Origin of the sequence: Pseudomonas sp. NPDC087598 (genome assembly GCF_044743525.1) — a bacterium.
Taxonomy (GTDB): domain Bacteria; phylum Pseudomonadota; class Gammaproteobacteria; order Pseudomonadales; family Pseudomonadaceae; genus Aquipseudomonas.
Map to the genome: position 1 here is coordinate 1 of NZ_JBIUWQ010000070.1, position 22,351 is coordinate 22,351.

General features: G+C 57.5%; 25 protein-coding genes, 1 tRNA gene and 1 pseudogene. 9 read left to right on the forward strand and 18 right to left on the reverse strand.

Translation table 11 applies throughout. From position 1 onward, the window contains the following. Positions 1-1,883: threonine--tRNA ligase (gene thrS / locus ACIOWE_RS26255; protein WP_401397559.1), on the reverse strand; the 1,883-nt coding region annotated here is incomplete at its 3' end. Between the two features lie 382 nt (positions 1,884-2,265). On the opposite strand from thrS, the gene ACIOWE_RS26260 reads away from it, so the two are divergent. Both ACIOWE_RS26260 and ACIOWE_RS26265 read left to right on the forward strand, forming a co-directional pair. Further along, positions 2,266-2,565, forward strand: coding sequence for a hypothetical protein (locus tag ACIOWE_RS26260; protein WP_201239044.1), 300 nt, complete (start codon positions 2,266-2,268; stop codon positions 2,563-2,565). 290 nt (positions 2,566-2,855) lie between these two features. Then, positions 2,856-3,068 carry a cold-shock protein gene (locus tag ACIOWE_RS26265; protein WP_003179963.1) on the forward strand — a complete coding sequence of 71 codons (213 nt, stop codon included), beginning with the start codon at positions 2,856-2,858 and terminating at the stop codon, positions 3,066-3,068. 72 nt (positions 3,069-3,140) lie between these two features. Here the strand turns inward: ACIOWE_RS26265 and ACIOWE_RS26270 are convergent, their stop codons facing one another. Beyond that, complete coding sequence (locus ACIOWE_RS26270) at positions 3,141-3,455, reverse strand: I78 family peptidase inhibitor (protein ID WP_401397562.1); 315 nt, start codon at positions 3,453-3,455, stop codon at positions 3,141-3,143. A gap of 167 nt (positions 3,456-3,622) precedes the next feature. Continuing rightward, the gene (locus ACIOWE_RS26275; RefSeq protein WP_401397565.1) at positions 3,623-3,928 is read right to left on the reverse strand and encodes a hypothetical protein; all 306 of its coding nucleotides are present in this window, start codon (positions 3,926-3,928) and stop codon (positions 3,623-3,625) included. A 132-nt stretch (positions 3,929-4,060) separates the two neighbouring features. On the opposite strand from ACIOWE_RS26275, the gene ACIOWE_RS26280 reads away from it, so the two are divergent. After that, positions 4,061-4,273, forward strand: a complete 213-nt coding sequence (locus ACIOWE_RS26280) for a hypothetical protein (protein WP_401397567.1) — start codon at positions 4,061-4,063, stop codon at positions 4,271-4,273. A 33-nt stretch (positions 4,274-4,306) separates the two neighbouring features. On the opposite strand, the gene ACIOWE_RS26285 is transcribed toward ACIOWE_RS26280, so the two are convergent. From ACIOWE_RS26285 to ACIOWE_RS26320, 8 genes are all read right to left on the reverse strand, one after another. Next, complete coding sequence (locus tag ACIOWE_RS26285) at positions 4,307-5,335, reverse strand: nucleoside hydrolase (RefSeq protein WP_201239047.1); 1,029 nt, start codon at positions 5,333-5,335, stop codon at positions 4,307-4,309. 31 nt (positions 5,336-5,366) lie between these two features. Further along, a complete protein-coding gene (gene rbsD / locus ACIOWE_RS26290; RefSeq protein WP_103304890.1) occupies positions 5,367-5,771 on the reverse strand; it encodes a D-ribose pyranase in 405 nt (134 codons plus the stop codon). Further along, on the reverse strand, positions 5,768-6,685 hold the full coding sequence (rbsK, locus tag ACIOWE_RS26295; RefSeq protein ID WP_401397570.1) for a ribokinase: 918 nt from the start codon (positions 6,683-6,685) through the stop codon (positions 5,768-5,770). The genes rbsD and rbsK overlap by 4 nt, the downstream gene beginning before the upstream one ends. A 24-nt stretch (positions 6,686-6,709) precedes the next feature. After that, entirely contained in the window at positions 6,710-7,729 is a 1,020-nt protein-coding gene (locus tag ACIOWE_RS26300) for a LacI family DNA-binding transcriptional regulator (protein ID WP_401397573.1), read from the reverse strand. A gap of 3 nt (positions 7,730-7,732) precedes the next feature. After that, positions 7,733-8,710, reverse strand: a complete 978-nt coding sequence (locus tag ACIOWE_RS26305; protein ID WP_201239051.1) for an ABC transporter permease — start codon at positions 8,708-8,710, stop codon at positions 7,733-7,735. After that, positions 8,707-10,260: a sugar ABC transporter ATP-binding protein gene (locus tag ACIOWE_RS26310; RefSeq protein ID WP_401397577.1), complete on the reverse strand. Its 1,554-nt coding sequence runs from the start codon at positions 10,258-10,260 to the stop codon at positions 8,707-8,709. The genes ACIOWE_RS26305 and ACIOWE_RS26310 overlap by 4 nt, the downstream gene beginning before the upstream one ends. A 55-nt stretch (positions 10,261-10,315) precedes the next feature. Next, entirely contained in the window at positions 10,316-11,272 is a 957-nt protein-coding gene (locus ACIOWE_RS26315) for a sugar ABC transporter substrate-binding protein (RefSeq protein ID WP_401397580.1), read from the reverse strand. A 193-nt stretch (positions 11,273-11,465) separates the two neighbouring features. Next, entirely contained in the window at positions 11,466-11,912 is a 447-nt protein-coding gene (locus ACIOWE_RS26320; RefSeq protein ID WP_401397583.1) for a hypothetical protein, read from the reverse strand. Between the two features lie 349 nt (positions 11,913-12,261). Here ACIOWE_RS26320 and ACIOWE_RS26325 point away from each other — a divergent pair, with 349 nt between their 5' ends. From ACIOWE_RS26325 to ACIOWE_RS26335, 3 genes are all read left to right on the forward strand, one after another. Further along, positions 12,262-13,350 carry an asparaginase gene (locus tag ACIOWE_RS26325; protein ID WP_401397586.1) on the forward strand — a complete coding sequence of 363 codons (1,089 nt, stop codon included), beginning with the start codon at positions 12,262-12,264 and terminating at the stop codon, positions 13,348-13,350. 197 nt (positions 13,351-13,547) lie between these two features. After that, complete coding sequence (locus ACIOWE_RS26330) at positions 13,548-13,817, forward strand: DUF1654 domain-containing protein (RefSeq protein ID WP_371807423.1); 270 nt, start codon at positions 13,548-13,550, stop codon at positions 13,815-13,817. A gap of 4 nt (positions 13,818-13,821) precedes the next feature. Next, positions 13,822-14,511 (forward strand): endonuclease, encoded by a 690-nt coding sequence (locus ACIOWE_RS26335; RefSeq protein ID WP_201227151.1) that lies wholly within the window; start codon positions 13,822-13,824, stop codon positions 14,509-14,511. A 54-nt stretch (positions 14,512-14,565) separates the two neighbouring features. Here ACIOWE_RS26335 and ACIOWE_RS26340 read toward each other — a convergent pair whose 3' ends face one another. Both ACIOWE_RS26340 and ACIOWE_RS26345 read right to left on the reverse strand, forming a co-directional pair. Further along, positions 14,566-15,477, reverse strand: a complete 912-nt coding sequence (locus ACIOWE_RS26340; protein WP_401397588.1) for a siderophore-interacting protein — start codon at positions 15,475-15,477, stop codon at positions 14,566-14,568. An 87-nt stretch (positions 15,478-15,564) separates the two neighbouring features. Next, positions 15,565-15,933 (reverse strand): SPOR domain-containing protein, encoded by a 369-nt coding sequence (locus ACIOWE_RS26345; RefSeq protein WP_401397590.1) that lies wholly within the window; start codon positions 15,931-15,933, stop codon positions 15,565-15,567. A 250-nt stretch (positions 15,934-16,183) separates the two neighbouring features. Here ACIOWE_RS26345 and csrA point away from each other — a divergent pair, with 250 nt between their 5' ends. Next, positions 16,184-16,378, forward strand: a complete 195-nt coding sequence (gene csrA / locus ACIOWE_RS26350; protein ID WP_003179932.1) for a carbon storage regulator CsrA — start codon at positions 16,184-16,186, stop codon at positions 16,376-16,378. 231 nt (positions 16,379-16,609) lie between these two features. Here csrA and ACIOWE_RS26355 read toward each other — a convergent pair whose 3' ends face one another. Beyond that, positions 16,610-17,065, reverse strand: coding sequence for a DUF2214 family protein (locus ACIOWE_RS26355; protein WP_401397593.1), 456 nt, complete (start codon positions 17,063-17,065; stop codon positions 16,610-16,612). Between the two features lie 350 nt (positions 17,066-17,415). On the opposite strand from ACIOWE_RS26355, the gene ACIOWE_RS26360 reads away from it, so the two are divergent. Beyond that, positions 17,416-17,901, forward strand: coding sequence for a hypothetical protein (locus tag ACIOWE_RS26360; RefSeq protein ID WP_401397595.1), 486 nt, complete (start codon positions 17,416-17,418; stop codon positions 17,899-17,901). 473 nt (positions 17,902-18,374) lie between these two features. On the opposite strand, the gene ACIOWE_RS26365 is transcribed toward ACIOWE_RS26360, so the two are convergent. Then, positions 18,375-18,451: transfer RNA gene (locus ACIOWE_RS26365), tRNA-Val, on the reverse strand. Positions 18,452-18,635: 184 nt separating this feature from the next. Between ACIOWE_RS26365 and ACIOWE_RS26370 the strand changes: the two genes are divergently transcribed. Further along, positions 18,636-19,919 (forward strand): NAD(P)/FAD-dependent oxidoreductase, encoded by a 1,284-nt coding sequence (locus tag ACIOWE_RS26370; RefSeq protein ID WP_401397598.1) that lies wholly within the window; start codon positions 18,636-18,638, stop codon positions 19,917-19,919. A 131-nt stretch (positions 19,920-20,050) separates the two neighbouring features. On the opposite strand, the gene ACIOWE_RS26375 is transcribed toward ACIOWE_RS26370, so the two are convergent. The 3 genes and pseudogenes from ACIOWE_RS26375 to ACIOWE_RS26385 all read right to left on the reverse strand — a co-directional run. After that, entirely contained in the window at positions 20,051-21,022 is a 972-nt protein-coding gene (locus ACIOWE_RS26375) for an XdhC family protein (protein ID WP_401397601.1), read from the reverse strand. A gap of 1 nt (position 21,023) precedes the next feature. After that, on the reverse strand, positions 21,024-22,259 hold the full coding sequence (locus ACIOWE_RS26380) for a c-type cytochrome (RefSeq protein ID WP_401397604.1): 1,236 nt from the start codon (positions 22,257-22,259) through the stop codon (positions 21,024-21,026). Between the two features lie 2 nt (positions 22,260-22,261). Beyond that, positions 22,262-22,351 (reverse strand): annotated as a pseudogene (locus ACIOWE_RS26385) ((2Fe-2S)-binding protein); the annotation flags it as partial.

Sequence of the window (22,351 nt, forward strand, 5' to 3'; positions counted from 1 at the left end):
GCGAGAAACTCAGCGAACTGGGCGACGGGCATCGAGCCCAGGTCAGCACCTTCTCGAGTCCGCACAGCGACAGTCTGCATCTCGACTTCCTTATCTCCGATAACCAAAAGATAGGGAACCTTGAGCAAAGTATGCTCGCGGATTTTAAAGCCGATCTTTTCATTTCTCAAGTCGGACTTGGCACGAAATCCGCTTTCGTTGAGAGTTTTTTCTACTTCTGCAACAAAATCTGCCTGTTTATCAGTGATATTCATGATCACCGCCTGGGTTGGCGCGAGCCACGCAGGGAATGCACCTTCGTAGTGCTCGATCAAAATCCCGACGAAACGCTCGAAGGAACCGAGGATCGCGCGGTGCAACATCACCGGGTGTTTGCGGCTGTTGTCTTCAGAGACGTATTCAGCGCCCAAACGGACAGGCAGGTTAAAATCGAGCTGCAAGGTACCACATTGCCAGACGCGACCGAGGCAATCTTTCAGCGAGAACTCGATCTTCGGGCCGTAGAATGCACCCTCACCCGGCTGCAGATCGTATGGCAGGCCCGCAGAATCAAGGGCTGCAGCGAGTGCCGCTTCAGCGCGATCCCACAGTTCGTCGGAACCGACGCGTTTTTCCGGACGAGTGGACAGTTTCATTTCGACATCGGTAAAACCGAAGTCGCGATAAACGTCCATGGTCAGCTTGATGAATGCAGCGGACTCGGCCTGCATCTGCTCTTCGGTGCAGAAGATGTGGGCGTCATCCTGAGTGAACGCACGCACACGCATGATGCCGTGCAACGCACCCGACGGCTCGTTACGGTGGCAGGCACCGAACTCGGCCAGACGCATTGGCAGCTCGCGGTAGCTCTTCAGACCCTGATTGAACACCTGCACGTGGCATGGGCAGTTCATCGGCTTGATGGCGTAATCGCGGTTTTCCGACTGTGTAGTGAACATGTTGTCGGCGTAGTTGGCCCAGTGCCCGGATTTCTCCCACAGGCTACGGTCAACCACTTGCGGCGTCTTGATCTCGAGATAGCCGTTGTCGCGCTGGATCTTGCGCATGTACTGCTCGAGCACCTGGTACAGAGTCCAGCCGTTCGGGTGCCAGAACACCATGCCCGGGGATTCTTCCTGGGTGTGGAACAGGCCAAGACGCTTGCCGATCTTGCGGTGATCGCGCTTTTCAGCTTCTTCGATGCGCTGGATGTAAGCCGCCAGCTGCTTCTTGTCTGCCCAAGCGGTGCCGTAAACGCGCTGCAACTGCTCGTTTTTGGCGTCGCCGCGCCAGTAGGCGCCCGACAGCTTGGTCAGTTTGAAGGATTTCAGGAAACGAGTGTTCGGCACGTGCGGACCGCGGCACATGTCGACGTATTCTTCGTGATAGTACAGGCCCATCGCCTGCTCGTTCGGCATGTCCTCGACCAGGCGCAGCTTGTAGTCTTCGCCACGGGCCTTGAACACTTCGATCACTTCGGCGCGCGGAGTGACCTTCTTGATAACGTCGTAATCTTTCTCGATCAGCTGCTGCATGCGCTGTTCGATGGCGGCCATGTCGTCCGGAGTAAAAGGACGCTCGAAGGCGATGTCATAATAGAAGCCTTCATCGATGACCGGCCCGATCACCATTTTGGCAGTCGGGTACAACTGCTTGACCGCATGGCCAACCAGGTGGGCGCAAGAGTGGCGAATGATCTCCAGCCCCTCTTCATCCTTTGGCGTGATGATTTGCAGCGTAGCGTCGCTGTCGATGATGTCGCTGGCGTCAACCAGCTTGCCATTGACCTTGCCGGCCAGGGTGGCTTTGGCCAGACCGGCACCAATGGATGCGGCGACCTCGGCTACTGAAACCGGGTGATCGAATGAACGTTGACTGCCGTCGGGAAGAGTAATAGTTGGCATGGCGCCTCCTCTCCTAGTGGTGACCCCTACCAAAGGTCACGTGGGTTGGGATGAGCCAGTACAAGATCCGATCCAGGCCATTCAATGACGAACGCCTGCCTTACAGCGGCAGGAGCCTTGCGGCCAACCGGAAAACCGAACCAGAGTGACTGGGATTCAAATCAGAATATTTCGCACGCTGACCGCAGCCGGGACAGAAAGTCATCCGGTGCCTGTAAACGCTTGAGCCCGGCATGCTAGCACAGATGAGTGGTCATCGATGCGCAGGATTAGAGGCAATGACGATTTGCCCATTTTTGCGGCACAAAGTGAACTTGGCATGTACGCTTTGCCTCAAATAGGCTGAGAATCGTCGCCGATATCAATCCAAGGAGTTTCAGAAATGCGCCTTATCCGACTTTTTGCCTTCGCCGCCCCCCTGGCATTGCTGCTGCCACTGAGCGCTCACGCGGCGTGGCCTGCGGGCGTCAAAGCCCAATACATGGATGACTGCACCAAAGCTGCCAGCCAAAGCGTCAACCCAACCGTCGCCAAACAGCACTGCACCTGCGGCGCCGATGTCCTGGAGAAGAAATTCACCACGCAAGAGATCGCGCAACTGATGGACAAGAACACTCCACCAAGCGGTGAACTGGGCCAGCGCGCACTGAAAGAAATCTCGGTTTGCCGCGTTCAGAAATAAGGTCGATTCGCTGAATTTTGCAGCGCTTAAGAGGCTGAAAACAGCGAAAAAGAAGCTGAATCCGATATTTTACGAAGGATTTATAGCTTTTTTTACAGCCTCGTTTTTCAGCTTGAAGCCCCGCAAACCGGGGCCTGCAGACATTTCAGACATCGAAATGAATGCAATATGAAAGCAAACAGCACGTCCGGGGGGCTACCAAAGCGAACATTTCGACTATGATACCCGGGTGTGCCCAGTTGGCCTGAGCAGCACAGTACTGAAAAATATATGTTTCTTGGAGATACACCATGTCTAATCGCCAAACCGGCACCGTTAAGTGGTTCAACGATGAAAAAGGCTTCGGCTTCATCACTCCTCAAGGTGGCGGTGACGACCTGTTCGTACACTTCAAAGCTATCGAATCCGACGGTTTCAAAAGCCTGAAAGAAGGCCAGACCGTTTCCTTCGTGGCTGAGAAAGGCCAAAAGGGTATGCAAGCTGCACAGGTTCGCCCAGAGTAATTTCTCGGCGCACTAAAAAAACCCCGTCCATGTGACGGGGTTTTTTATGCCTGTAACAAAAGCGCTCGGCGATCAGCCGCAGTTGACACGAGTAACCACCAGGCCGTTGTCGGTGTTCAGGTTCAGGCGGTCAGAGCGGTATTCCAGAGTGATCATGTCATCGGGCTTGAGGAAGCGTGCGTTTTGCGCACCGGCTTTCGCTCGGGCCTGCTCCAACAATGCGGGCGAAGCTTTCTTGCCAATGGCGAACTCCGCTGCCGTCGCTTCACAGCGGCTACCAGCTTCTGGTGCCACGGGATCCTTTGCCGACTCGCTGGAGGTCGTACTGCAACCGGCCAACATGGCAGCGGCCATAAGTGCACCCAGTGTCGCGAACTTCAAAGGCATGAAGCCTCCTTTCTTTCAAATGATTAAGCTGAGATCGTGCGACCGCCAATGCGGCGTTTGGTTTCATGACAAATGCCATCACTCTGCCCCACGACCGGAAAAACGCCGAGTGTGCCTGAGCAGCACTCGCCCTTTCATCAATCAATCGTGACTGAATATTAACGAGTTCAGTAAACGTCGATGTAGTCGTAAGGTGGATTCGGCCAGTTGTCTTTGAGCGCATTGAAAATCTGCATCACCCACACCTCGTCGCTGGCCGCGACATTTCCCACGTAGCCCGAGCCTTTGGCCCAGGTTTCCAGACGAAACGACAGACCATCGATGTCCTGACCGCCCGTCACGCCTGAAGAAATATAGGCAATACCGCCCTTGGTCACTCGCAGTTGAGCGTGTTCGTCATCACTGGCCAAAGCGAGCAACTGGCGTACCGCATCAAGCGTAAGGCCGTCGGGGGTATTCAAATCGATCTGCACAGCACGATCCTTGGATAAGCCGGAAAAGACCAAGTGTCGCATAGCGCTGCGCTCATGCCTAAGTCGCAGTGCCAAACGAGCGACAAAGTGGTTAACTCGTTCCCGTACATTCCCGACTTTTCGAGCGCACTCATGAGCACCGTAAGCATCACCGCCGACATTAAAGTCTTGTGGCCGAAGGGGCACAGTTCGTATAGCCCGGGCAGTTCGGAAGAGCTGGCATTGATCAGCATTGATCTGCTGGTCAAGACGATGGGAACACAAGGCGCGCAAACGTTTATCGCCCAGGTGTTCGAGAGGTATCAGCACGACCACAAGGGCGCGCCGGACACCGAAAGAGAGTAACGACCCGCAGGCTGGCACCTGCGGGTCTTGGCATTACTTCAGGCGTTTCAGGCGTTCGGTCAGCAGATCGAAGAAGCCTTGCGCATCGCCATTCTCGACCCAGAATGCATTTTTCGGCTGTTTCAGGCCGTCGTACCAATCAACGACGGTCTGACCGAAAGTGATCCCTTCACGGCTATCAATAGCCACGTTAACCGAGCGACCGGTAAACAGTTCCGGCTTCAGCAGGTAAGCGATGACGGTTGCGTCATGCACCGGGCCGCCCGGGATGCCGTAATGCTCCATATCCCCTTTGATGTACTCGTTGAGGATGTCGCCGACAATCTTGCTCGCATTGTTGTTGAGCGCAGCAATCTGTTTAAGGCGCGCATCGCTGGTGAGAATCTTGTGGGTTACATCCAGCGGCAGATAGGTCAACTTCACGCCGCTCTTGAGTACCACTTCAGCCGCTTGCGGATCGGCAAACAGGTTGAATTCGGCCACCGGGGTGATGTTGCCACCGTTGAAGTGCGCGCCACCCATGATCACCACTTCCTTGATGCCCTGAACAATTTCGGGCTCCTGGATCAGCGCCAGCGCCAGGTTGGTCTGCGGACCCAGCATGGCGATGGTGATGCTGTGCGGCTTGGCTTTTTTCAAGGTATCGATCAAGTAGTTGACCGCATTGCCTTCAGCCAGGCCCTTTTTCGGCTCATGCACGGTGACACCCGACAGGCCTTCCTTGCCATGGATGTTCTCGGCGTAAATCGGCGTACGCATCAGCGGTTTCGGCGCACCGGCATAGACCGGCACATCTTCGCGCCCTGCCCACTCGCGCGCCAGACGCGCATTACGCGAGGTCTTGTCGAGGCGCACGTTGCCGGCCACGGTGGTCAGCGCACGAATGTTCAGTTCGTCCGGCGAGGCCAGGGCGAACAGCAAGGCGACCACGTCGTCGGCACCCGGATCGGTGTCGATGATCAGGTCGATTTTTTCCGCCGCATGAGCGCCGGTTGCAGTTATCACGGACAAAAGCAGCAGACTCCGGACCAGTTGATGCAGTTTTTGAGCATAGCGTTGCATGGCGCATTCCTTGTGCAGATGAAATCGAAAATCAGAACGTAACCCCGGCGACCAGAACGATGTTGCAGTACGGCTGACATTCGCCTGTACGAACAATCGCTCGGGCCTGTCGGCTGAGAACCTTGAATTGGTCGTGACTGAGCAGATCGCGACGCCCCAGTGCGCCCTCTTCATTCAACGCCTCCAGCGTGGTGAGCGCTGTCGGCTGTTTGTCGAAAATCTCTTTGGCCAGCGCATGGCTTTCCACCTGCATTTCGCTGAGCAGCACTTTCAACGTAGTGACGAAATCAGGGACGCCGTGGGTCAGCGCCAGATCGATCAGTTCGACACCGGGCGGCACCGGCAACCCGGCGTCACCGATGACCACCATGTCGCCATGGCCCAGGGAGGCGATCAGCCGCGACAGCGCGACATTCAGCAGAGGAGTCTTTTTCATGCGGGTTTAAAGGCCTGTACGTCGGACATTGTTGGGATAGAAGGCTGCGCGCCAGCGCGAGTCACTGACAATGCAGCGGCAATCTGCCCGTAGCGAATCGCTTCGGCCTCGGACTTGCCAGCGGCCAGCGCTGCGGCGAAACCACCGACAAAGGTGTCCCCGGCCGCCGTGGTATCGACTGCTTTCACTTTCGGGGCAGGAAAATGCTCGAAACCCTTGCCGTTGGCGAACAAGGAACCTTCGGCACCAAGGGTGATGATGACTTTGCCCGCCCCCATCGCGATCAAGTGGCTTGCTGCGGTTTCTGCGGTTTCCAGCGAGTCGACCGGCAAGCCGCTCAATGCGGCGGCTTCGCTTTCATTGGGAATCAGATAATCGATGGCCGCAAACCAGTCCGATGGCAGCGGGCGACTGGCTGGCGCCGGATTGAGGATCACGGTTTTGCCCAGCGCACGTGCACGTTTGAGCGCATGACCCACCGTCGCATCGGGAATTTCAAGCTGACAGATGACCACGTCGGCAGCCTGTAATACGGCGTCGAAGCGGTCGATCACCGCTGGCGTCATTGCGCCGTTGGCTCCGGCGACAATCACGATGGCGTTCTGGCTGTTGTCATCGACCACGATCAACGCCACACCACTGGAATCCTCGACGACGCTCACCGCCTGGCAGTCAATCTGCTCAGCCAGCAAGGCATCGCGCAATTGCACGCCATAGTCGTCATCGCCGACGCAACCGACCATCGCCACTTGTGCCCCCAGTCGCGCGGCAGCCACTGCCTGATTGGCACCCTTGCCGCCGGACACGGTGGCAAAGGAATGACCGATCAGCGTTTCACCGCCCCGGGGCAGCCGTGGCGCCCGGGTCACCAGGTCCATGTTCAGGCTGCCTATTACCACTACATTTGCTGGCATACATCATTACTCGTCAATTCGGTTTCAGCGATATTCGGTGAACACGCCGGACAGCGGCGCGGTGGACTCGCGCAGGACAATACTCGGGGTCACGATCCGCTGATCCGTGCCCAGGGTCGGAGTCGCAAGCCTTCGCAGCAGCACTTCCGCCGCCATTTCTCCCAACTGCAGGATTGACTGGCCGACGGTAGTGAGTGCGGGATAGACGTAACGGCTCATCTGGATATCGTCGAAGCCGATCACCGACAGATCGCTCGGTACTCGCACATTGCGCTCTGCCGCTGCGCGCAGCACACCGATACCGATCATGTCGTTACCGGCGAAAATCGCGCTCGGCGGGTTGCTTTCGAGCAGGATCGCCGCCGCGTTGTAGCCACCGGTACTGGTGAAATCACTTTCCAGCATGCGCGCCTGACGCACTTCTATACCCGCCTCTTTCAGCGCCCGGCAATATCCGGCCTGACGCATCTGCGCCACGCTGGTGCTCGCCGGGCCACCGATCGTTGCGATGTCGCGGTGGCCAAGCTCCAGCAGATGGCGGGTCGCGAGGTACGCGCCGTATTCGTGGTCGATGCGCACCAGATCGGCATCCACGCCGTCGAGGCCACGGTCGACAATCACCATGGGTGTCTTGACCCCGGCCAGCCCCTGCGCCAAACCACTGTCACCGCCCGCCGAAGCGACGATCAACCCATCGATGCGTTTTTCCAGCAACACGCGCAAATAGCTGCGCTGCTTTTCCGGGTTGTCATCGGAGTTGCAGAGGATCACGCAATAGCCGTTACGCTCGCAGTAATCCTCGATGCCCCGCGCCAGTTCGGCGAAGTACGGGTTGAGGCTGTTGGGCACCAAAAGACCAATGGTAGCGGTGGTCTTGGCTTTCAACGAGCGCGCCACCGCGCTCGGCACATAGTCGAGGCTCTTGATTGCCGCCTCAACTTTGCGCCGCACTTCCTGGCTGACCGGCCGCGTGTTGTTCACCACGTGAGACACAGTCGTGTAGGAAATCCCCGCGAGGGCGGCCACATCCTTGATTGTTGCCATGGTTCAGCCTCGTCGACTTGCGCGTTGACTGCGATAGGTGTCGAGCACCACGGCGATAACGATGACCGCACCGGTGATGATGCGTTTGGTCGGTTCGGTCGCACCGATCTGCGCCAGACCCGCAGCCAGAACGGAAATGATCAACACCCCAAAGAACGTGCTGATCACCGAACCGCGCCCGCCCATCAGACTGGTACCGCCGATCACCACGGCGGCAATCACTTGCAACTCGAGACCGGAGCCGGCGTTCGGGTCAGCCGCTTCCAGACGAGAAATCTGGAACAGCGCAGCGATACCGGCCAACAGCCCCATCAGGCTGAACACCAGAATCTTGTAGGGTTTCGGATTGATCCCCGCCAGCCGCACGGCCTCTTCATTGGTGCCGATACCGATCAGGTAGCGACCAAACACGGTGCGGGTCAACACCGCCTGGGCAATGAAAATCACCAGCAAGGCGATGATGAACGAAGGCGAGATACCGAACGCGATCGGGTTCGACAGCCAGGCAAAAGAATCACCGATGTAAGCCGTGCGCGAGCCAGTCATCTGGTACGCCAGGCCGCGAGCCATTTCCAGCACGCCGAGGGATACGATGAACGATGGAATCCGCCAGGCAACAGTGATCGAACCGGTGACGGTGCCGGCCAGAGCCGCTACCGCCATACCCAGCAACGCCGCCGGCAAAACGCTCCAGCCCCAGCCGAGAATGGCGACACTGACCGTTGATGCCGCCAATGCCAGCACCGAACCCACCGAAAGATCGATGCCGCCGATGATCAACACAAAGGTCATGCCGACCGCCAGCACCATCAAATCGGGAATCTGGTTGGCCAGGGTGCTGAAGGTGTTATAGGACAGAAAGTGGCTGCTCAAGACCGAGAACAGCGCGACCATCGCCACCAAGGCACCGGCCAGCCCCAGATAAGTACCCAGTCCGTAAAAATTGCCACTACGTTTGCCGGCAGAAGATGCAGTTTTCATGGGAGATCCCTAGGCGCCGCTTCGTTGAGCAACGCATCACGTTTTTGGTAGCCGGCGAACGCGGCGGCAAGCAAATCATCCTGGGTCCAGCTGTCGCGCTCGAAGGTATCGATCAGACGCCCTGCGGACAGCACGCCGATCCGGTCGCAGATCAGCATCAATTCACGCAGGTCACTGGAGACCACCACCAGCGCTTTACCCTGGCGAGTCAGTTCACCGAGCAAGGCATAGATGTCGAACTTGGCGCCGACGTCGATGCCTCGAGTCGGCTCATCGAACAACAGCACCGAACAATCACGCTCCAGCCAGCGGCCGATCACGACCTTCTGCTGGTTCCCCCCGGACAGTTCCGACACCAGTTGTGTCGGGCTCGAACTGCGGATGCGCATGGCGTCGATCTGCCGCTGCGCCAAGGCGATCTCGTCGCCATTGTTGACGAAACCGCCACTGGAGATTTCCGGCATGTTACCCAGCGCAATGTTGGCGCTGATCGACTGACTGAGCAGCAAGCCTTCACCCTTGCGGTCTTCGGTGATCAACGCGATGCCATTGCGTACCGCATCAACGGGCGATCGAACACTCACGACCTGTGCGGGCGAGCCCAAAGATATCGTGCCGCTGTCGGCGACATCGGCACCGAAAATCAGCCGCAGCAATTCCGTGCGCCCTGCCCCGATCAGCCCGGAAATTCCGAAGATTTCCCCGGCGCGCACTTCGAACGAGACGTCGCGCACCTTGTCGGAACGCGTCAGACCGTTGACCGTCAATGCCGGTGCGCCAATCTTGCGCGGGCCCATGTCGATGTGCTCACCCAGTTCACGACCCACCATCAGCGTGACCAGTTGCTCACTGTTGTAATTGGCCATCGGCTCGACGCAGACCAGGTTGCCGTCACGCAGCACGGCAATGCGCTGGGCAACGCGGGACAGTTCTTCGAGGCGGTGGGAAATGTAAATGATCGAGACGCCGCGCGCCTGCAAACGAGTGATCTGCTCAAAGAGCATTTCAACTTCACGCGCCGTCAGCATCGCAGTGGGTTCGTCGAGAATCAGCACATGGCAATCGCCGATCAGGTTGCGCGCGATTTCGACCATCTGCTGATGCCCGATCCCCAATTCGCCGACCAGGGTATCCGGATCAATCGCGTCGAGACCGACCTGAGCCATGGCCTCGATTGCCGCTTTACGCAATTGCCTGCGGCTGATCCAGCCGCCATTGCTCGGCAGATTATCGAGAAACAGGTTCTCCGCCACCGACAGCGTCGGCAACAGATTGAGTTCTTGCATGACCATGCGTACGCCGAGATCTTCAGCCTGGGTGCGGCTGCCCGGGCGATATTCCTTGCCCTGAAACTGCATCTGGCCCGTGGTCGGGGTGACCAGACCGCCAATGATCTTGGAAAGAGTGCTTTTACCGGCGCCATTCTCGCCAGTGAGCGCCAGCACTTCACCGCGCATCAGCGTCAAATCGATGCCGGTGAGCACCGGTTGCGCATAGGTCTTACCGATACCGCTGACCGAGAGGACAGCGTTCGGGGCGGAAACTGACATAAAAATCTCCATGCGCTCGCCCGGACGGACGAGCGCCGTTGTGTCGCCAGAGGACTTACTTGGTGACCAGTTCGACCGGCGTTTCGATCACGCCATTGGCACCGCTGTCGACCTTCTCGCCCTTGATGATTTTCAGCGCGGTCTCGATGCCGAACACGGCTTGCCTGGCTGCATATTGGTCGGCAGTCGCCAGTACGCGACCATCCTTCAACATTGGCTTGATGGCATTGATGTTGTCGTAACCGACGACCTGCACCTGGCCTGCCTTGCCGGCGGCGCGAACGGCGGAAACGGCACCGACGGCCATGCTGTCGTTACCCGCCAGCAACGCTTTGACTTCCGGGTATTCGCTGAGAATCGAAGCGGCAACCTTGTTGCCTTTGTCGATTTCCCAGTCGCCGGACTGCAGGGAAACAACCTTGATTTGCGCCGCGTCCATCGCATCCTTGAAACCAGCGGTACGCTGCTGGGCATTGGTCGTCGTCGACACGCCTTCAATGATGCCGACTTCGTCACCAGCCTTGAGCTGCTTGGCCAGGTATTCACCGACCAGACGCGCACCTTTGCGGTTGTCCGGGCCTACGAATGGCACGCTGATGTTTTTGCTTTTGACGATTGCGGGATCGAGCTGGTTGTCGATGTTGATCACGGTAATACCGGCGTCGACGGCTTTCTTGATCACCGGCACCATGGCCTTGGAGTCGGAAGGCGCGATGACCAGCGCATTGACTTTGGCCAGAATCATTTGCTCGACGATGCGGGTCTGGCCCGCGGTGTCGGTTTCATCCTTGATGCCGTTGGAGATCAGGTCGAAATCGGCAGAGTGTTCTTTCTGGTAGGCCTTGGCACCATCTTCCATGGTCAGGAAGAATTCGTTGGCCAGGGACTTCATGACCAGTGCGACTTTGGGCTTTTCAGGGGATTCGGCGAACGCCGAAGAGACAGGTAGTGCAGCGGCTGTGGCAGCCAGCATAGCGACAGCAAGAAGACGTCCAGCGAATGGCAGCTTCATGGGTTCACTCCGATCTTATGATTATTGTGAGCAACGCTTGCGTCGGCGTAAGCTACGTCGAGTTAGCCGATGTCCCGGAGACGTCGCGCAAACGTTTGCGTAGACCGAACTATGAGAATCCCGCCGACATTTGTCAACAATCAGAAGTCGTCATTTAGTGTAGGGCGAATCTGCTGATCCGCCCCGTCGCTGTTTATGCCGTGGTGCTGACCAGTTTTCCGCTGCTGGAACCTTTGGACATCTCTTTCAGCAGCGCCGCCGAGACCTCCATCATTTCGCCGCTGGTTTGCGCGATCTGCCCCTGAATGGACATGACCGCCTGCGACTTGGCCTCTGGCGTCGGATAGCTCGCAGCCTGCGCGGCAGCGAGTTGCTGTTGCTGCTCCTGCATTTGCTTCTGCAATTCCTGCATTCGCTTCAGCAGCATCTTGACGGTAATGCTGAGATTATCGCTGCTTTCCGTCTTGCTCTCTTCCTGCGCAGGACCACCGGTTCTGACTTGATTACTCTCTTCTTTTTCGGTGCCCAACGCTTCGGCGGAAGCTTCCGCTTCTGCTGCACTTATTGCATTGATCGTCGCTGCGGTTTTGCCGCCAATGGTGACCGCACCGGGATTTGAAAGACCGATCGTCAGTGACATGTGAACTCCCTAGAGTTTAGTTTCCTTTAACACCCATCGGCCTGCGCGGAGGATTCTTTAGCAGGGAATCCACAACCGACAACCCGACGTGTTCGACAGATGCAGTAGTCCTTTTCGGTGAGCCGAACGCGAAAGCACCCATTGTTCGGAAATCCGGATAAACGATTCACCAAAAATCCTGTCGAATCATAAAATACTGATGTAAATCATCAACTTAAACATTTCTCTCGCGCAAAGTATGGCTGGTACAGATCCTGCTCCCTTCACCGTACCCCGCGCATCCAGATCAGCGCGAGGTGCATCTAGATGAACCTGCACCAGCACCGTCTCACTACTAGAGAGAAAAATAATGACATCTGCTTTGAAAAACTTCGTTCCGGGCGCTTTGGCCCTCCTTTTACTCCTGCCTACTGCCCTTCAGGCAAAAGAAGTCGAGTCACAGACCAAACTTGCCAACGTTGTAGTGCTCGCCACTGGCGGCACCATCGCCGGCGCTGGCGCCAGTGCCGCCAACAGCGCCACTTATCAGGCTGCCAAAGTCGGCGTGGAACAACTGATCGCCGGCATTCCTGAATTGAGCAAACTGGCCAATGTGCGTGGCGAACAAGTCATGCAGATCGCCTCGGAAAGCATCACCAACGACAATCTGCTGCAACTGGGCCGTCGCGTCGCCGAACTGGCCGACAGCAAAGACGTTGACGGCATCGTCATCACCCACGGTACCGACACTCTGGAAGAAACCGCTTACTTCCTGAATCTGGTCGAGAAGACCGACAAGCCGATCATCGTTGTCGGCTCCATGCGCCCAGGCACCGCCATGTCGGCTGACGGCATGCTCAACCTGTACAACGCCGTGGCCGTGGCCAGCAGCAAAGAAGCACGCGGCAAAGGCGTACTGGTGACCATGAACGATGAAATCCAGTCCGGTCGCGACGTCAGCAAAATGATCAACATCAAGACCGAGGCGTTCAAAAGCGCTTGGGGTCCACTGGGCATGGTGGTTGAAGGCAAGTCCTACTGGTTCCGCTTGCCGGCCAAGCGTCACACCATGGACTCGGAATTCGACATCAAAAACATCAAGAGCCTTCCTGACGTAGAGATCGCCTATTCCTACGGCAACGTAAGCGATACCGCCTACAAGGCACTCGCCCAGTCCGGCGCCAAAGCCATCATTCACGCCGGCACCGGCAACGGCTCGGTATCGTCCCGCGTAGTTCCGGCTCTGCAGCAACTGCGCAAGGATGGCGTGCAGATCATCCGCTCGTCTCACGTCAACGCTGGCGGTTTCGTTCTGCGTAACGCCGAACAGCCTGACGACAAGTACGACTGGGTTGTCGCTCACGACCTGAACCCGCAAAAGGCCCGCATCCTGGCGATGGTCGCCCTGACCAAAACCAACGACAGCAAAGAACTGCAACGCATGTTCTGGGAATACTGATTGTCCTTCGCCCGATCAGTCCTGGTCGGGCACTCTTCGCTCCATTCACCCGCCTGGTGAATGGAGCGTCGCCTACAGCTCGCACGCACTCCTCCTACAAAAAACTCGACACAGCTCACACCAAAATCGGAAAACTGCTGTCAGAGGATTTTCTTGAATTTTAAGCAGTTGCGAAAATGCTTACAGTTAAATACTGTATGCACGTACAGCTTAATAAGGATAACCTCGTGGCCACCTCCCCTGATGCTCCTGACGCTTATGAACGCATGGGTATGCGCGTTCAAAAAATCATCAATTCCCCCACTGCACAAAAAGCCAAAGCCGCATTGATCTTCCGCTTGCCGGACGAACCGGTGGATGAGTGGGAGCGCCTGCTCGAGGAAATCGACGAGAACGACAACGTCACCCTCGCCTATCGAGACGATGGCGGCGTGCAGATTTTTTGGGTTGTGCCGAAGGAAGACTGATTCAATGATTGTCCGCTGTTTTGCTTTGTTGCTGCTGTTCATCACCATGGGTGCCCAGGCTGGCGCGCCCCGCACATTCACAGAAGCCAAGAAGGTCGCGTGGAAACTGTATGCACCGCAGTCCACCGAGTTTTATTGCGGGTGCAAATACACCGGCAACAAGGTTGATCTGAAGGCGTGCGGTTACGTACCGCGCAAAAACGCCAAGCGTGCCTCGCGCATCGAGTGGGAGCACATCGTCCCGGCCTGGCAGTTTGGTCACCAGCGCCAATGCTGGCAGGAAGGCGGACGCAAGAACTGCACGCGCTATGACCCGACTTATCAAAAGGCTGAAGCCGACCTGCACAACCTGGTTCCGAGTATTGGCGAGGTCAACGGCGACCGCAGCAACTTCAGCTACGGCTGGTTGCCGGTGCAATCCGGTCAGTACGGTTCGTGCCTGACCCAAGTCGACTTCAAGGCCAAGAAGGTCATGCCCCGCCCTTCGATTCGCGGCATGATCGCACGCACCTATTTCTACATGAGCAAGCAGTACGGCTTGCGCCTGTCGAAACAGGATCGGCAATTGTATGAGGCGTGGGACAAGACTTATCCGGTGCAAGACTGGGAACGTCAGCGCAATCAGAGCGTGGCGTGCGTGATGGGGCGCGGCAATGAGTTTGTCGGCCCGGTGAATATGAAAGCCTGCGGCTGATCGCAGCGTAAAAAAGAAAGGCCTCGAATGTTATGTTCGAGGCCTTTTTTGTGACTAGCTTCCAGACTTGTTGTGGCGCCAGTACCCCATCAGATTGAGCGACTCACGAGGAATGCCGCACTCCTTGATGAGGTACTTGCGCAAGCTCATCACTGCCGCACTTTCACCGGCGACCCAACCGTAAAATCCTTCAGGGGCGGTATCGGCAATTTCCCAGAGAATATCCTTGTCGATGTCGACATCGGCCAGCTCGACTGCACGCCCCTCTGACGACGCATGAACGGGCAGCGTTGCCCCGCGCACCGCCTCAACCATCAGCGCTCCGGCGACGGTTTCACCCGACTGATCACGGATCAACCACTGCACTGACAGCCCCGGCCAGTCAGGAACGGCAAGCATGTCCTGCGCGCTATCCACCTCAAAGAATGCCTGGACTTGCGGCGGCTCATAGAGCGCCGCCAACTCATCGAGAATACCCATGGCAGCCGGCAACGCGGTGGCGTCGGCGACGAGTAGAACCTGCTTGAGAATTTGTGGCGGCTTCCATTCGAACCCACCGGCATCCTGCGCCGAGAAATGACTGTCGGGCGCAAGGATCTGCATCGACTCACCGGGTTGAGCCCGTAGTGCCCAACGCGATGCCGGGCCGGTCTCACCATGCAGGACGAAATCGATATCCACTTCGCCCTGTTCAGCGCGCAGGTGCCGGATTGTGTAGGTGCGCATCGCAGGACGTCGATCCGCCAGCATCGCCCGGAAGCGGGCGTACCAACCTTCACCTTGAGAAAGTCGTGATTGCGAACCGTCGGCGGCAGGGAAAAACAGCTTCACCCGTTGATCCGGCGCCCAAGTAGCCATTTCATTGACCGGCGGGCCGGAAAGAGTGATCCGCATCATATGCGGGCTCAACTGTGTTTTACGATGCAAAGTGACATCGAACAACTTGTAGGGATTGGCGGAGGCCATGGGGAGCTCCTTCTGGAAATCATCAGCGACTTCAATAGGAACGAATCGCAGTTGATAACCTTTAGGCAGCTCCACCAAATGAATCGCTTATGGCGTGAGCGGATGCTCAACCAACACGGATTCGACATTCTGCTTTTTCGCCTTCACCAGAGCAGCATCCACTTGCACCTTGCGAGCTTCGGCCTCGGCCTGGGAGTTGAACGGGCCAATCAGAATCCGCGTTTTACCGCTGCTGTCCTTGATGACCGTCGGAACGAAAGCATGTTCGATCAACCAGCCGCTCAGGTCACTGACGGCCTGAGGCGTTTCACCGCGCACCTCAAGGTCCCATTGAGGGGCAGAGGCAACCGCAGGAGCGCTCGCGACTGTCGTTTTCGGTTTCTGCGCGTCTACACTCTTGCCTTCACCACATCCTGCCAATGCCAGTGCCGCGACCATCCAGACCAATTTGCGCACAACGCTTTCCTCGAAAATCTCAAAGCGGCGATCTTATCATTCATAAATACTTCGCGAGCCCCGCAAAATGGGCACAAAACAACGAGATTGATGATTGCAGCCTCTGTATAGTTACGCCCTGGGAATTAATGCCGCGTCTGCGCGTCAGAAAGAGGCACCCAAACCGTGAGACTTCGCACTAATCTATACGTACCACCGACCTCTGCACTGTCTGAATCAGGTGCCCTACAAAGCAATCAAGGAGAAGACCATGCTGATACTCACCCGCAAAGTCGGTGAAAGCATAAACATCGGTGATGACATCACCATCACCATTCTGGGCGTTAGCGGCCAGCAAGTACGAATCGGCATCAACGCTCCGAAAAACGTTGCCGTGCATCGTGAAGAGATTTACCAGCGCATTCAGGCTGGCCTGACCGCCCCGGACAAGCCACAAACTCCCTGAGTCGCATTGCAGTCAGTAGCCAGTTCGTTTGCCTCGTGTAATGACTGGCTAGAGATACACGCGCCGTATTGCCATCCGCTCCCCACTCTGTTGGGCACGGCGCCTGACACGCGACCTCCTTCCCATCCAACTCTTTGCCGCATCCCTATCCTTTGTTGCCGAGCGATATTACCCGCCATTTTTAGGGCTGGCTGTCGGACATTTCCGATAGAGCGCAGGGAATTCGCCTTCCTAGCCGAATGTCACGCCACGCGCCATGCCTGTGGCGGCTATCACCATCAACACCAGCAGCAACGCCTCGACATGACTGATTCGTGCGTACAACTTCGCACGCCCGGTATCGAGTGCCGCACCGCGCGCAGATGCGACCCGCCATTTGACCAGCGTGATCATCGGGGCGAGCTCAATCAGCAGAATGAGCACCAACAGCGTCATCTTCAGATGAAACAGCGGCTGATGAAGATAATAGTCAGTACCTTTCTCATACCCGCCAAATGCGCGCATCCCACCCGTCACCAGCAGGATCAGCGCAGAAATTCCCCATAAGTTATCGGCGAGCAGCACCCGCCCGGCCTCCCCCGTTCCGGCCGCCAACCGGCGGAACGCTGTACCGCGCGTAAGCACCGCCCAAAAACCCAAGGCAAAAGCCAATAGATGGATAGCCGCGAGAAACCAGTGAACCAGCATCGACACACTCCTTCGGAAAGAGTTGGAAATCGGCCAGTCAGTAGTAGTCGAAAAAGTAGGGATTTGCCCGCACAGGATCAGCGGAAGAAAGACAAGGCGCTGCGACAGCCAAATCGCAGGCAAAAAAAATCCCAAGCAGCTGATGGAAGCTTGGGATTTAAAAATGCATAAACCGTGGTGGTGAACGCGGAGCGGATGTTACTGATTTATCCCGAAGGTAACAACATTTTTTCGATAACCGGCTGGTTAGTAACACTCGTAAGCCATTCAATATCCACACTTTTTTAAAGGGTGCTGGTGACGAACGGCGACTTTACGCCTGATAACCGAAGCCCTCCCCGCAACGCTAGTTGACCATCATCCGCACCCACCGGATCATTCGCACGCAAATCAGCAAGGACCGCAAAACAATGAAGCATCCCGCTCATGGACAACGCTCGCTCACGGCAATCACCCCACTGAAAACTGCGCAGGGACACGCCCTCATCATTAGCGGTGTCAGCACATGGCCCCTCATCGGCTTCTTATGCTGTGCAAGTTTTTTTGTGAACGCCACGGAGGTACCAATTAAAGAGGGGATGTCATTTACAAGTGCCAGGCGCGCCTTGATTCAGAATGGCTGGAAGCCGAATCCAACCGATTCAGAAAGAATCGGGGTCGAAACCATCCTGATAAGAAAAGGCTTCATTGAAATTGAATCCTGCACGATGGGCATTCAATTCTGCAGTTTCTACTATTTGAAAGACCAAACCTGCCTCGGCGTAGCGACAGTGGGCGAAGAGATCAAAGACATGAAGATCTACTCATGGAATTTCGAATGCCCCGAGAGAGAGTGAGGGCGCTGCGAACAGTGAGATCCTTTCTTGGCGCTTGCATTTTGCTTTGCCTCTCCAGTGCCATTGCCTGCGCTACAGAGATTCCAGTCAAAGAAGGCATGCCGTTTTTATCGGCGCGAAGTACATTGATCAAGAACGGCTGGAGACCGGGTGCGCCGAAAGAGAGGCAGCCTGTCGGCACTGCGGTAGAACTTTTAAATAGGGGCATTACGGAAGTCGAGCGATGCACGCAGGGAGTGCAGTACTGCCAATTCCATTACAGGAAAAACAAGGAATGCCTGGGCATAACGACTACTGGCGAAGAAATAGAAGATCTGGTTATTGATGCCTGGGATTTTAAGTGCCCGTGACCTGCCCGATGTTTTGAAATGCATTCGGAGGGGTTTTGCAAAAGTTTTGCAAATCGCAGACAACAAAAAAGGGCCCACCTTTCGGTGAGCCCTTCTAGACCGCCCAGCAGAGCGGATTTTGTTTGGTAGGCGCGATTGGACTCGAACCAACGACCCCCACCATGTCAAGGTGGTGCTCTAACCAACTGAGCTACGTGCCTGCTGTGAGGCGGCATTCTACGGAATTCCGGAGGGGTGTCAACACCTTTTTTTCACCTAACCCTATGAATATGCAAAATATTTAATTTCAGGCCAGCGAAGAAGATTTTTCCGGTGGCTGGCGGAGGTTTTTCAACTCGGGTAGGATCGGCGCACTCGTAAAATATATTAAACAGAGGCTGCAGGATGGCGAACACCCCTTACCCAGAGTCTTATTACGCGGCGTCGGCCAATGCCGTACCGCCACGTCCGGCCTTGCAGGATGATGTGGAGACGGATGTCTGTGTGATTGGCGCCGGGTATACCGGGCTGTCCTCTGCCCTGTTTCTGCTGGAGAACGGTTTTCGCGTGACCGTGCTGGAAGCGGCCAAGGTCGGCTTCGGCGCATCGGGTCGCAACGGCGGCCAGATCGTCAACAGCTATAGCCGTGATATCGACGTGATCGAGCGCAGCGTCGGCCCGAAGCAAGCGCAACTGCTCGGGCAGATGGCTTTTGAGGGCGGCCGGATCATTCGTGAGCGCGTGGCCAGGTACAACATTCAGTGCGACCTGAAAGATGGCGGCGTGTTCGCTGCCATCACGGCCAAGCAGATGGGGCACCTGGAATCGCAGAAGCGCCTGTGGGAGCGCTTTGGTCATACGCAGCTTGAGCTGCTTGATCAACGCCGCATCCGCGAAGTCGTGGCGTGCGATCAGTACGTCGGCGGCATGCTCGACATGAGCGGCGGGCATATTCATCCGCTGAACCTGGCGCTTGGCGAAGCGGCTGCGGTTGAATCACTCGGTGGCACTATCTATGAGCAATCGCCGGCCGTGCGCATCGAGCGCGGGGCCAATCCGGTGGTGCACACGCCACAAGGCAAGGTCAGGGCCAAGTTCATCATCGTCGCCGGCAACGCCTACCTAGGCAATCTGGTGCCGGAATTGGCGGCCAAATCGATGCCATGCGGCACGCAGGTGATCACCACCGAGCCGCTGGGTGAGGAGCTGGCGAAAGCGCTGCTGCCGCAGGATTACTGCGTGGAAGACTGCAATTACCTGCTCGACTACTACCGTCTGACGGGCGACAAGCGCCTGATCTTCGGCGGCGGTGTGGTGTATGGCGCGCGGGATCCGGCGAATATCGAAGCGATCATTCGCCCGAAAATGCTCAAGGCCTTCCCGCAGCTCAAGGACGTGAAGATTGATTACGCCTGGACCGGAAACTTCCTGCTGACGCTGTCGCGTTTGCCGCAGGTTGGTCGCCTGGGTGACAACATCTATTACTCGCAAGGTTGCAGCGGCCACGGCGTGACGTACACACATCTGGCTGGCAAGGTACTGGCCGAGGCGTTGCGCGGGCAGGCTGAGCGTTTTGATGCGTTTGCTGATTTGCCGCATTACCCGTTTCCGGGTGGGCAGTTGCTGCGCACGCCATTTGCGGCGCTGGGGGCCTGGTATTACGGGTTGCGCGATAAACTGGGCTTCTGACTGACCGTGAAACAACTGTGGCGAGGGGATTTATCCCCGATGGGTCGCGCAGCGTCCTCCTCGAAGAAGGGACTGCTGCGCAATCCATCGGGGATAAATCCCCTCGCCACAAGTAGATATATAAGCCTGTATCAGAGTTGGTCGCGGGCAATCCCGCTACGAATCCTCAGGATGTCCGCGAGCACCGCCAAGGCGATTTCCGCAGGCGTTTTGCTGCCCAGGTTCAGCCCGATCGGCGCATGAATCCGCGCCAGCTCGCCCTCCCCCAGACCGCCGATCCGCCGCAGACGCTCGAAGCGCTTTTGCGATGTCTGCTGTGAGCCCATCACGCCAATGTAGAACGCCTCGGTGCGCACCGCCTCCATCATCGCCAGATCGTCAATGCGCGGATCGTGGGTCAGCGCCACCACCGCCGTGTCGCGATGGCAGCCACCGTCGGCAATAAACACCGAGGGCAATTGTCGACGAATCTCCACGCCATCGAGCACCACACCTTCGAGCACTTCATCGCGCGGATCGCAGAGAATCACCTCGAAGCCAAGCCCCACGGCAAACTCGGCACACGCCTGCGCCACGCTGGAATACCCCGCGAGCAACAAACGCTGAGCCGCGCCGACACGAATGCGCACCCGATCAATCTCACGCTCGATGCGTGCGCCCTGTTCGCGATCGGCAAACAAGGCACGCGCACCACTGGCCAGATCAACCTCGCGAATCAAGCGACGCTGACCGAGCAGCGCCGACTCCAATTCACGCAGATGCGCCTGCACGTCACAGTCAGCGTCAAATTTCTCTACCAGTACATCGAGAATGCCGCCACAAGGCAGGCTGACCCGCGAGCGCGGATCATCGCCTTCGCCATAACGCACGACGTTGACAGCATCGAGAAACGCACCTTCGGCAACGCGCTCGAGGAAATCCTCTTCGACGCAACCACCCGACAGCGACCCGATCCACTGCCCGCCGTCGTTCACTGCCAGCAGCGAACCCGGCGCACGCGGCGCCGAGCCGTAGGTGGTCAGCACGGTGCACAGCCAGATGCGCTGCCCCGCCACCGACCACTCCAGCGCCCGTCGCACAACCTGTAGATCGAGATGCTGCATGTCAGTGCGCCTTGTGCTCGATGGACGGTGCGTCAGCCTGCAACTTCTGCACCTCGCTCACCGCCAACTCGGCGGACTGCCCACCCCAACCCTGACGCAGGTAGTTGAGCAGATCGGTCAGCTGTTCAGGACTGAGCTTGTCGGCGAAACCCGGCATCGGCTGCATGTGCTCGAAGCCTGCGAACTTCTGTTCGCCGATACCGTCCTCGATGACCCGCAGCAGGTTGCGCGGATCTTCCAGGCGCAGCGTGGTGTTGCCACGCATGGCCACAGCGATGTGCGGCTTGCCTTCACCACCGGCGGCGTGGCAACCGGCACAGACGTTCAAGTATTCCTGACGGCCGCGCTGGGCACTTGGACTGAGCTTGTCCACCGGCACTTCGGCGAGTTCTTTGGCTGCCGGCGGTTTATCGCCAAGCAGGAAGGTCGCCATCGCTGCCAAATCCTGATCGTTCAGACCCTGAGTGCTGTTGTGGAACACCGGGAACATCTCGTTGAACATCGTCCCTTGCGCGCTCATGCCGTGCTTGAGGAATGTGCTCAGGTCCTGATGATTCCAGCCGCGTGCCGCCAGGTCAGTGGCCAGCAGGCTCGGCGCCAGATAACCATTGAGGATGCCGCCAGTCAGGCGCTTGTCCATTTGCATCGCGCCCGGCAGGCCGCGAGGCGTGTGGCATTCGCCGCAGTGGCCGAGGACGTCGACCATGTATTGGCCGCGCTTCCACGCTTCACTTTTGCCTTCACCGGAATCCAGCTTCACGTCGGTGCCGTACATCATGTTCCAGCCCATCAGGCCCAGACGCACGTTGAACGGAAAGCTCAGGCTGGTGACCGGTGCTGCGCGCTCGATCGGCTCGACGGTTTTCAGGTACGCGTGAATCGCGTCCGAATCTTCCCGTGGCACCAAGTGATACGAGGTGTACGGCATCGCCGGATACAGGTTCGCGCCGTCACGGCGTTTGCCCTTGGTCAGTGCAGCGAAGAACTCGTCATCGTTATACAAACCGATACCGTGCTCTTTGCTCGGGGTGATGTTGGTACCGTAGATTGTGCCGAACGGCGACACGATCGGCAGGCCACCGGCATACGGCGCGCCGCCTGGAGCGGTGTGGCAAGCCATGCAGTCGGCGGCGCGAGCGAGGTACTCGCCGCGTTTGACCTGATCGTCGGCGTGGGCAAATACCACCGGCGCAGCCAGCCCGACCGCCAGGGTCAGGCGGGTCAGTAATAGCTTCATGCTTAACCCTCCTTGACCAGGCCGAGATCGGTCAGCACGTTGCGGGTGGCGTTGTAGTAACGCACGTACCCGGTGCAACGGCAGACGTGATG

Bases quoted from the DNA above. Each gene is read 5' to 3' on its own strand.
- ACIOWE_RS26260 (WP_201239044.1), top strand. From the start codon at position 2,266: ATGCGCCTTATCCGACTTTTTGCCTTCGCCGCCCCCCTGGCATTGCTG.
- ACIOWE_RS26265 (WP_003179963.1), top strand. From the start codon at position 2,856: ATGTCTAATCGCCAAACCGGCACCGTTAAGTGGTTCAACGATGAAAAA.
- ACIOWE_RS26270 (WP_401397562.1), bottom strand. From the start codon at position 3,455: ATGCCTTTGAAGTTCGCGACACTGGGTGCACTTATGGCCGCTGCCATG.
- ACIOWE_RS26280 (WP_401397567.1), top strand. From the start codon at position 4,061: ATGAGCACCGTAAGCATCACCGCCGACATTAAAGTCTTGTGGCCGAAG.
- ACIOWE_RS26285 (WP_201239047.1), bottom strand. From the start codon at position 5,335: ATGCAACGCTATGCTCAAAAACTGCATCAACTGGTCCGGAGTCTGCTG.
- rbsD (WP_103304890.1), bottom strand. From the start codon at position 5,771: ATGAAAAAGACTCCTCTGCTGAATGTCGCGCTGTCGCGGCTGATCGCC.
- rbsK (WP_401397570.1), bottom strand. From the start codon at position 6,685: ATGCCAGCAAATGTAGTGGTAATAGGCAGCCTGAACATGGACCTGGTG.
- ACIOWE_RS26300 (WP_401397573.1), bottom strand. From the start codon at position 7,729: ATGGCAACAATCAAGGATGTGGCCGCCCTCGCGGGGATTTCCTACACG.
- ACIOWE_RS26305 (WP_201239051.1), bottom strand. From the start codon at position 8,710: ATGAAAACTGCATCTTCTGCCGGCAAACGTAGTGGCAATTTTTACGGA.
- ACIOWE_RS26310 (WP_401397577.1), bottom strand. From the start codon at position 10,260: ATGTCAGTTTCCGCCCCGAACGCTGTCCTCTCGGTCAGCGGTATCGGT.
- ACIOWE_RS26315 (WP_401397580.1), bottom strand. From the start codon at position 11,272: ATGAAGCTGCCATTCGCTGGACGTCTTCTTGCTGTCGCTATGCTGGCT.
- ACIOWE_RS26320 (WP_401397583.1), bottom strand. From the start codon at position 11,912: ATGTCACTGACGATCGGTCTTTCAAATCCCGGTGCGGTCACCATTGGC.
- ACIOWE_RS26325 (WP_401397586.1), top strand. From the start codon at position 12,262: ATGACATCTGCTTTGAAAAACTTCGTTCCGGGCGCTTTGGCCCTCCTT.
- ACIOWE_RS26330 (WP_371807423.1), top strand. From the start codon at position 13,548: ATGCACGTACAGCTTAATAAGGATAACCTCGTGGCCACCTCCCCTGAT.
- ACIOWE_RS26335 (WP_201227151.1), top strand. From the start codon at position 13,822: ATGATTGTCCGCTGTTTTGCTTTGTTGCTGCTGTTCATCACCATGGGT.
- ACIOWE_RS26340 (WP_401397588.1), bottom strand. From the start codon at position 15,477: ATGGCCTCCGCCAATCCCTACAAGTTGTTCGATGTCACTTTGCATCGT.
- csrA (WP_003179932.1), top strand. From the start codon at position 16,184: ATGCTGATACTCACCCGCAAAGTCGGTGAAAGCATAAACATCGGTGAT.
- ACIOWE_RS26355 (WP_401397593.1), bottom strand. From the start codon at position 17,065: ATGCTGGTTCACTGGTTTCTCGCGGCTATCCATCTATTGGCTTTTGCC.
- ACIOWE_RS26370 (WP_401397598.1), top strand. From the start codon at position 18,636: ATGGCGAACACCCCTTACCCAGAGTCTTATTACGCGGCGTCGGCCAAT.
- ACIOWE_RS26375 (WP_401397601.1), bottom strand. From the start codon at position 21,022: ATGCAGCATCTCGATCTACAGGTTGTGCGACGGGCGCTGGAGTGGTCG.
- ACIOWE_RS26380 (WP_401397604.1), bottom strand. From the start codon at position 22,259: ATGAAGCTATTACTGACCCGCCTGACCCTGGCGGTCGGGCTGGCTGCG.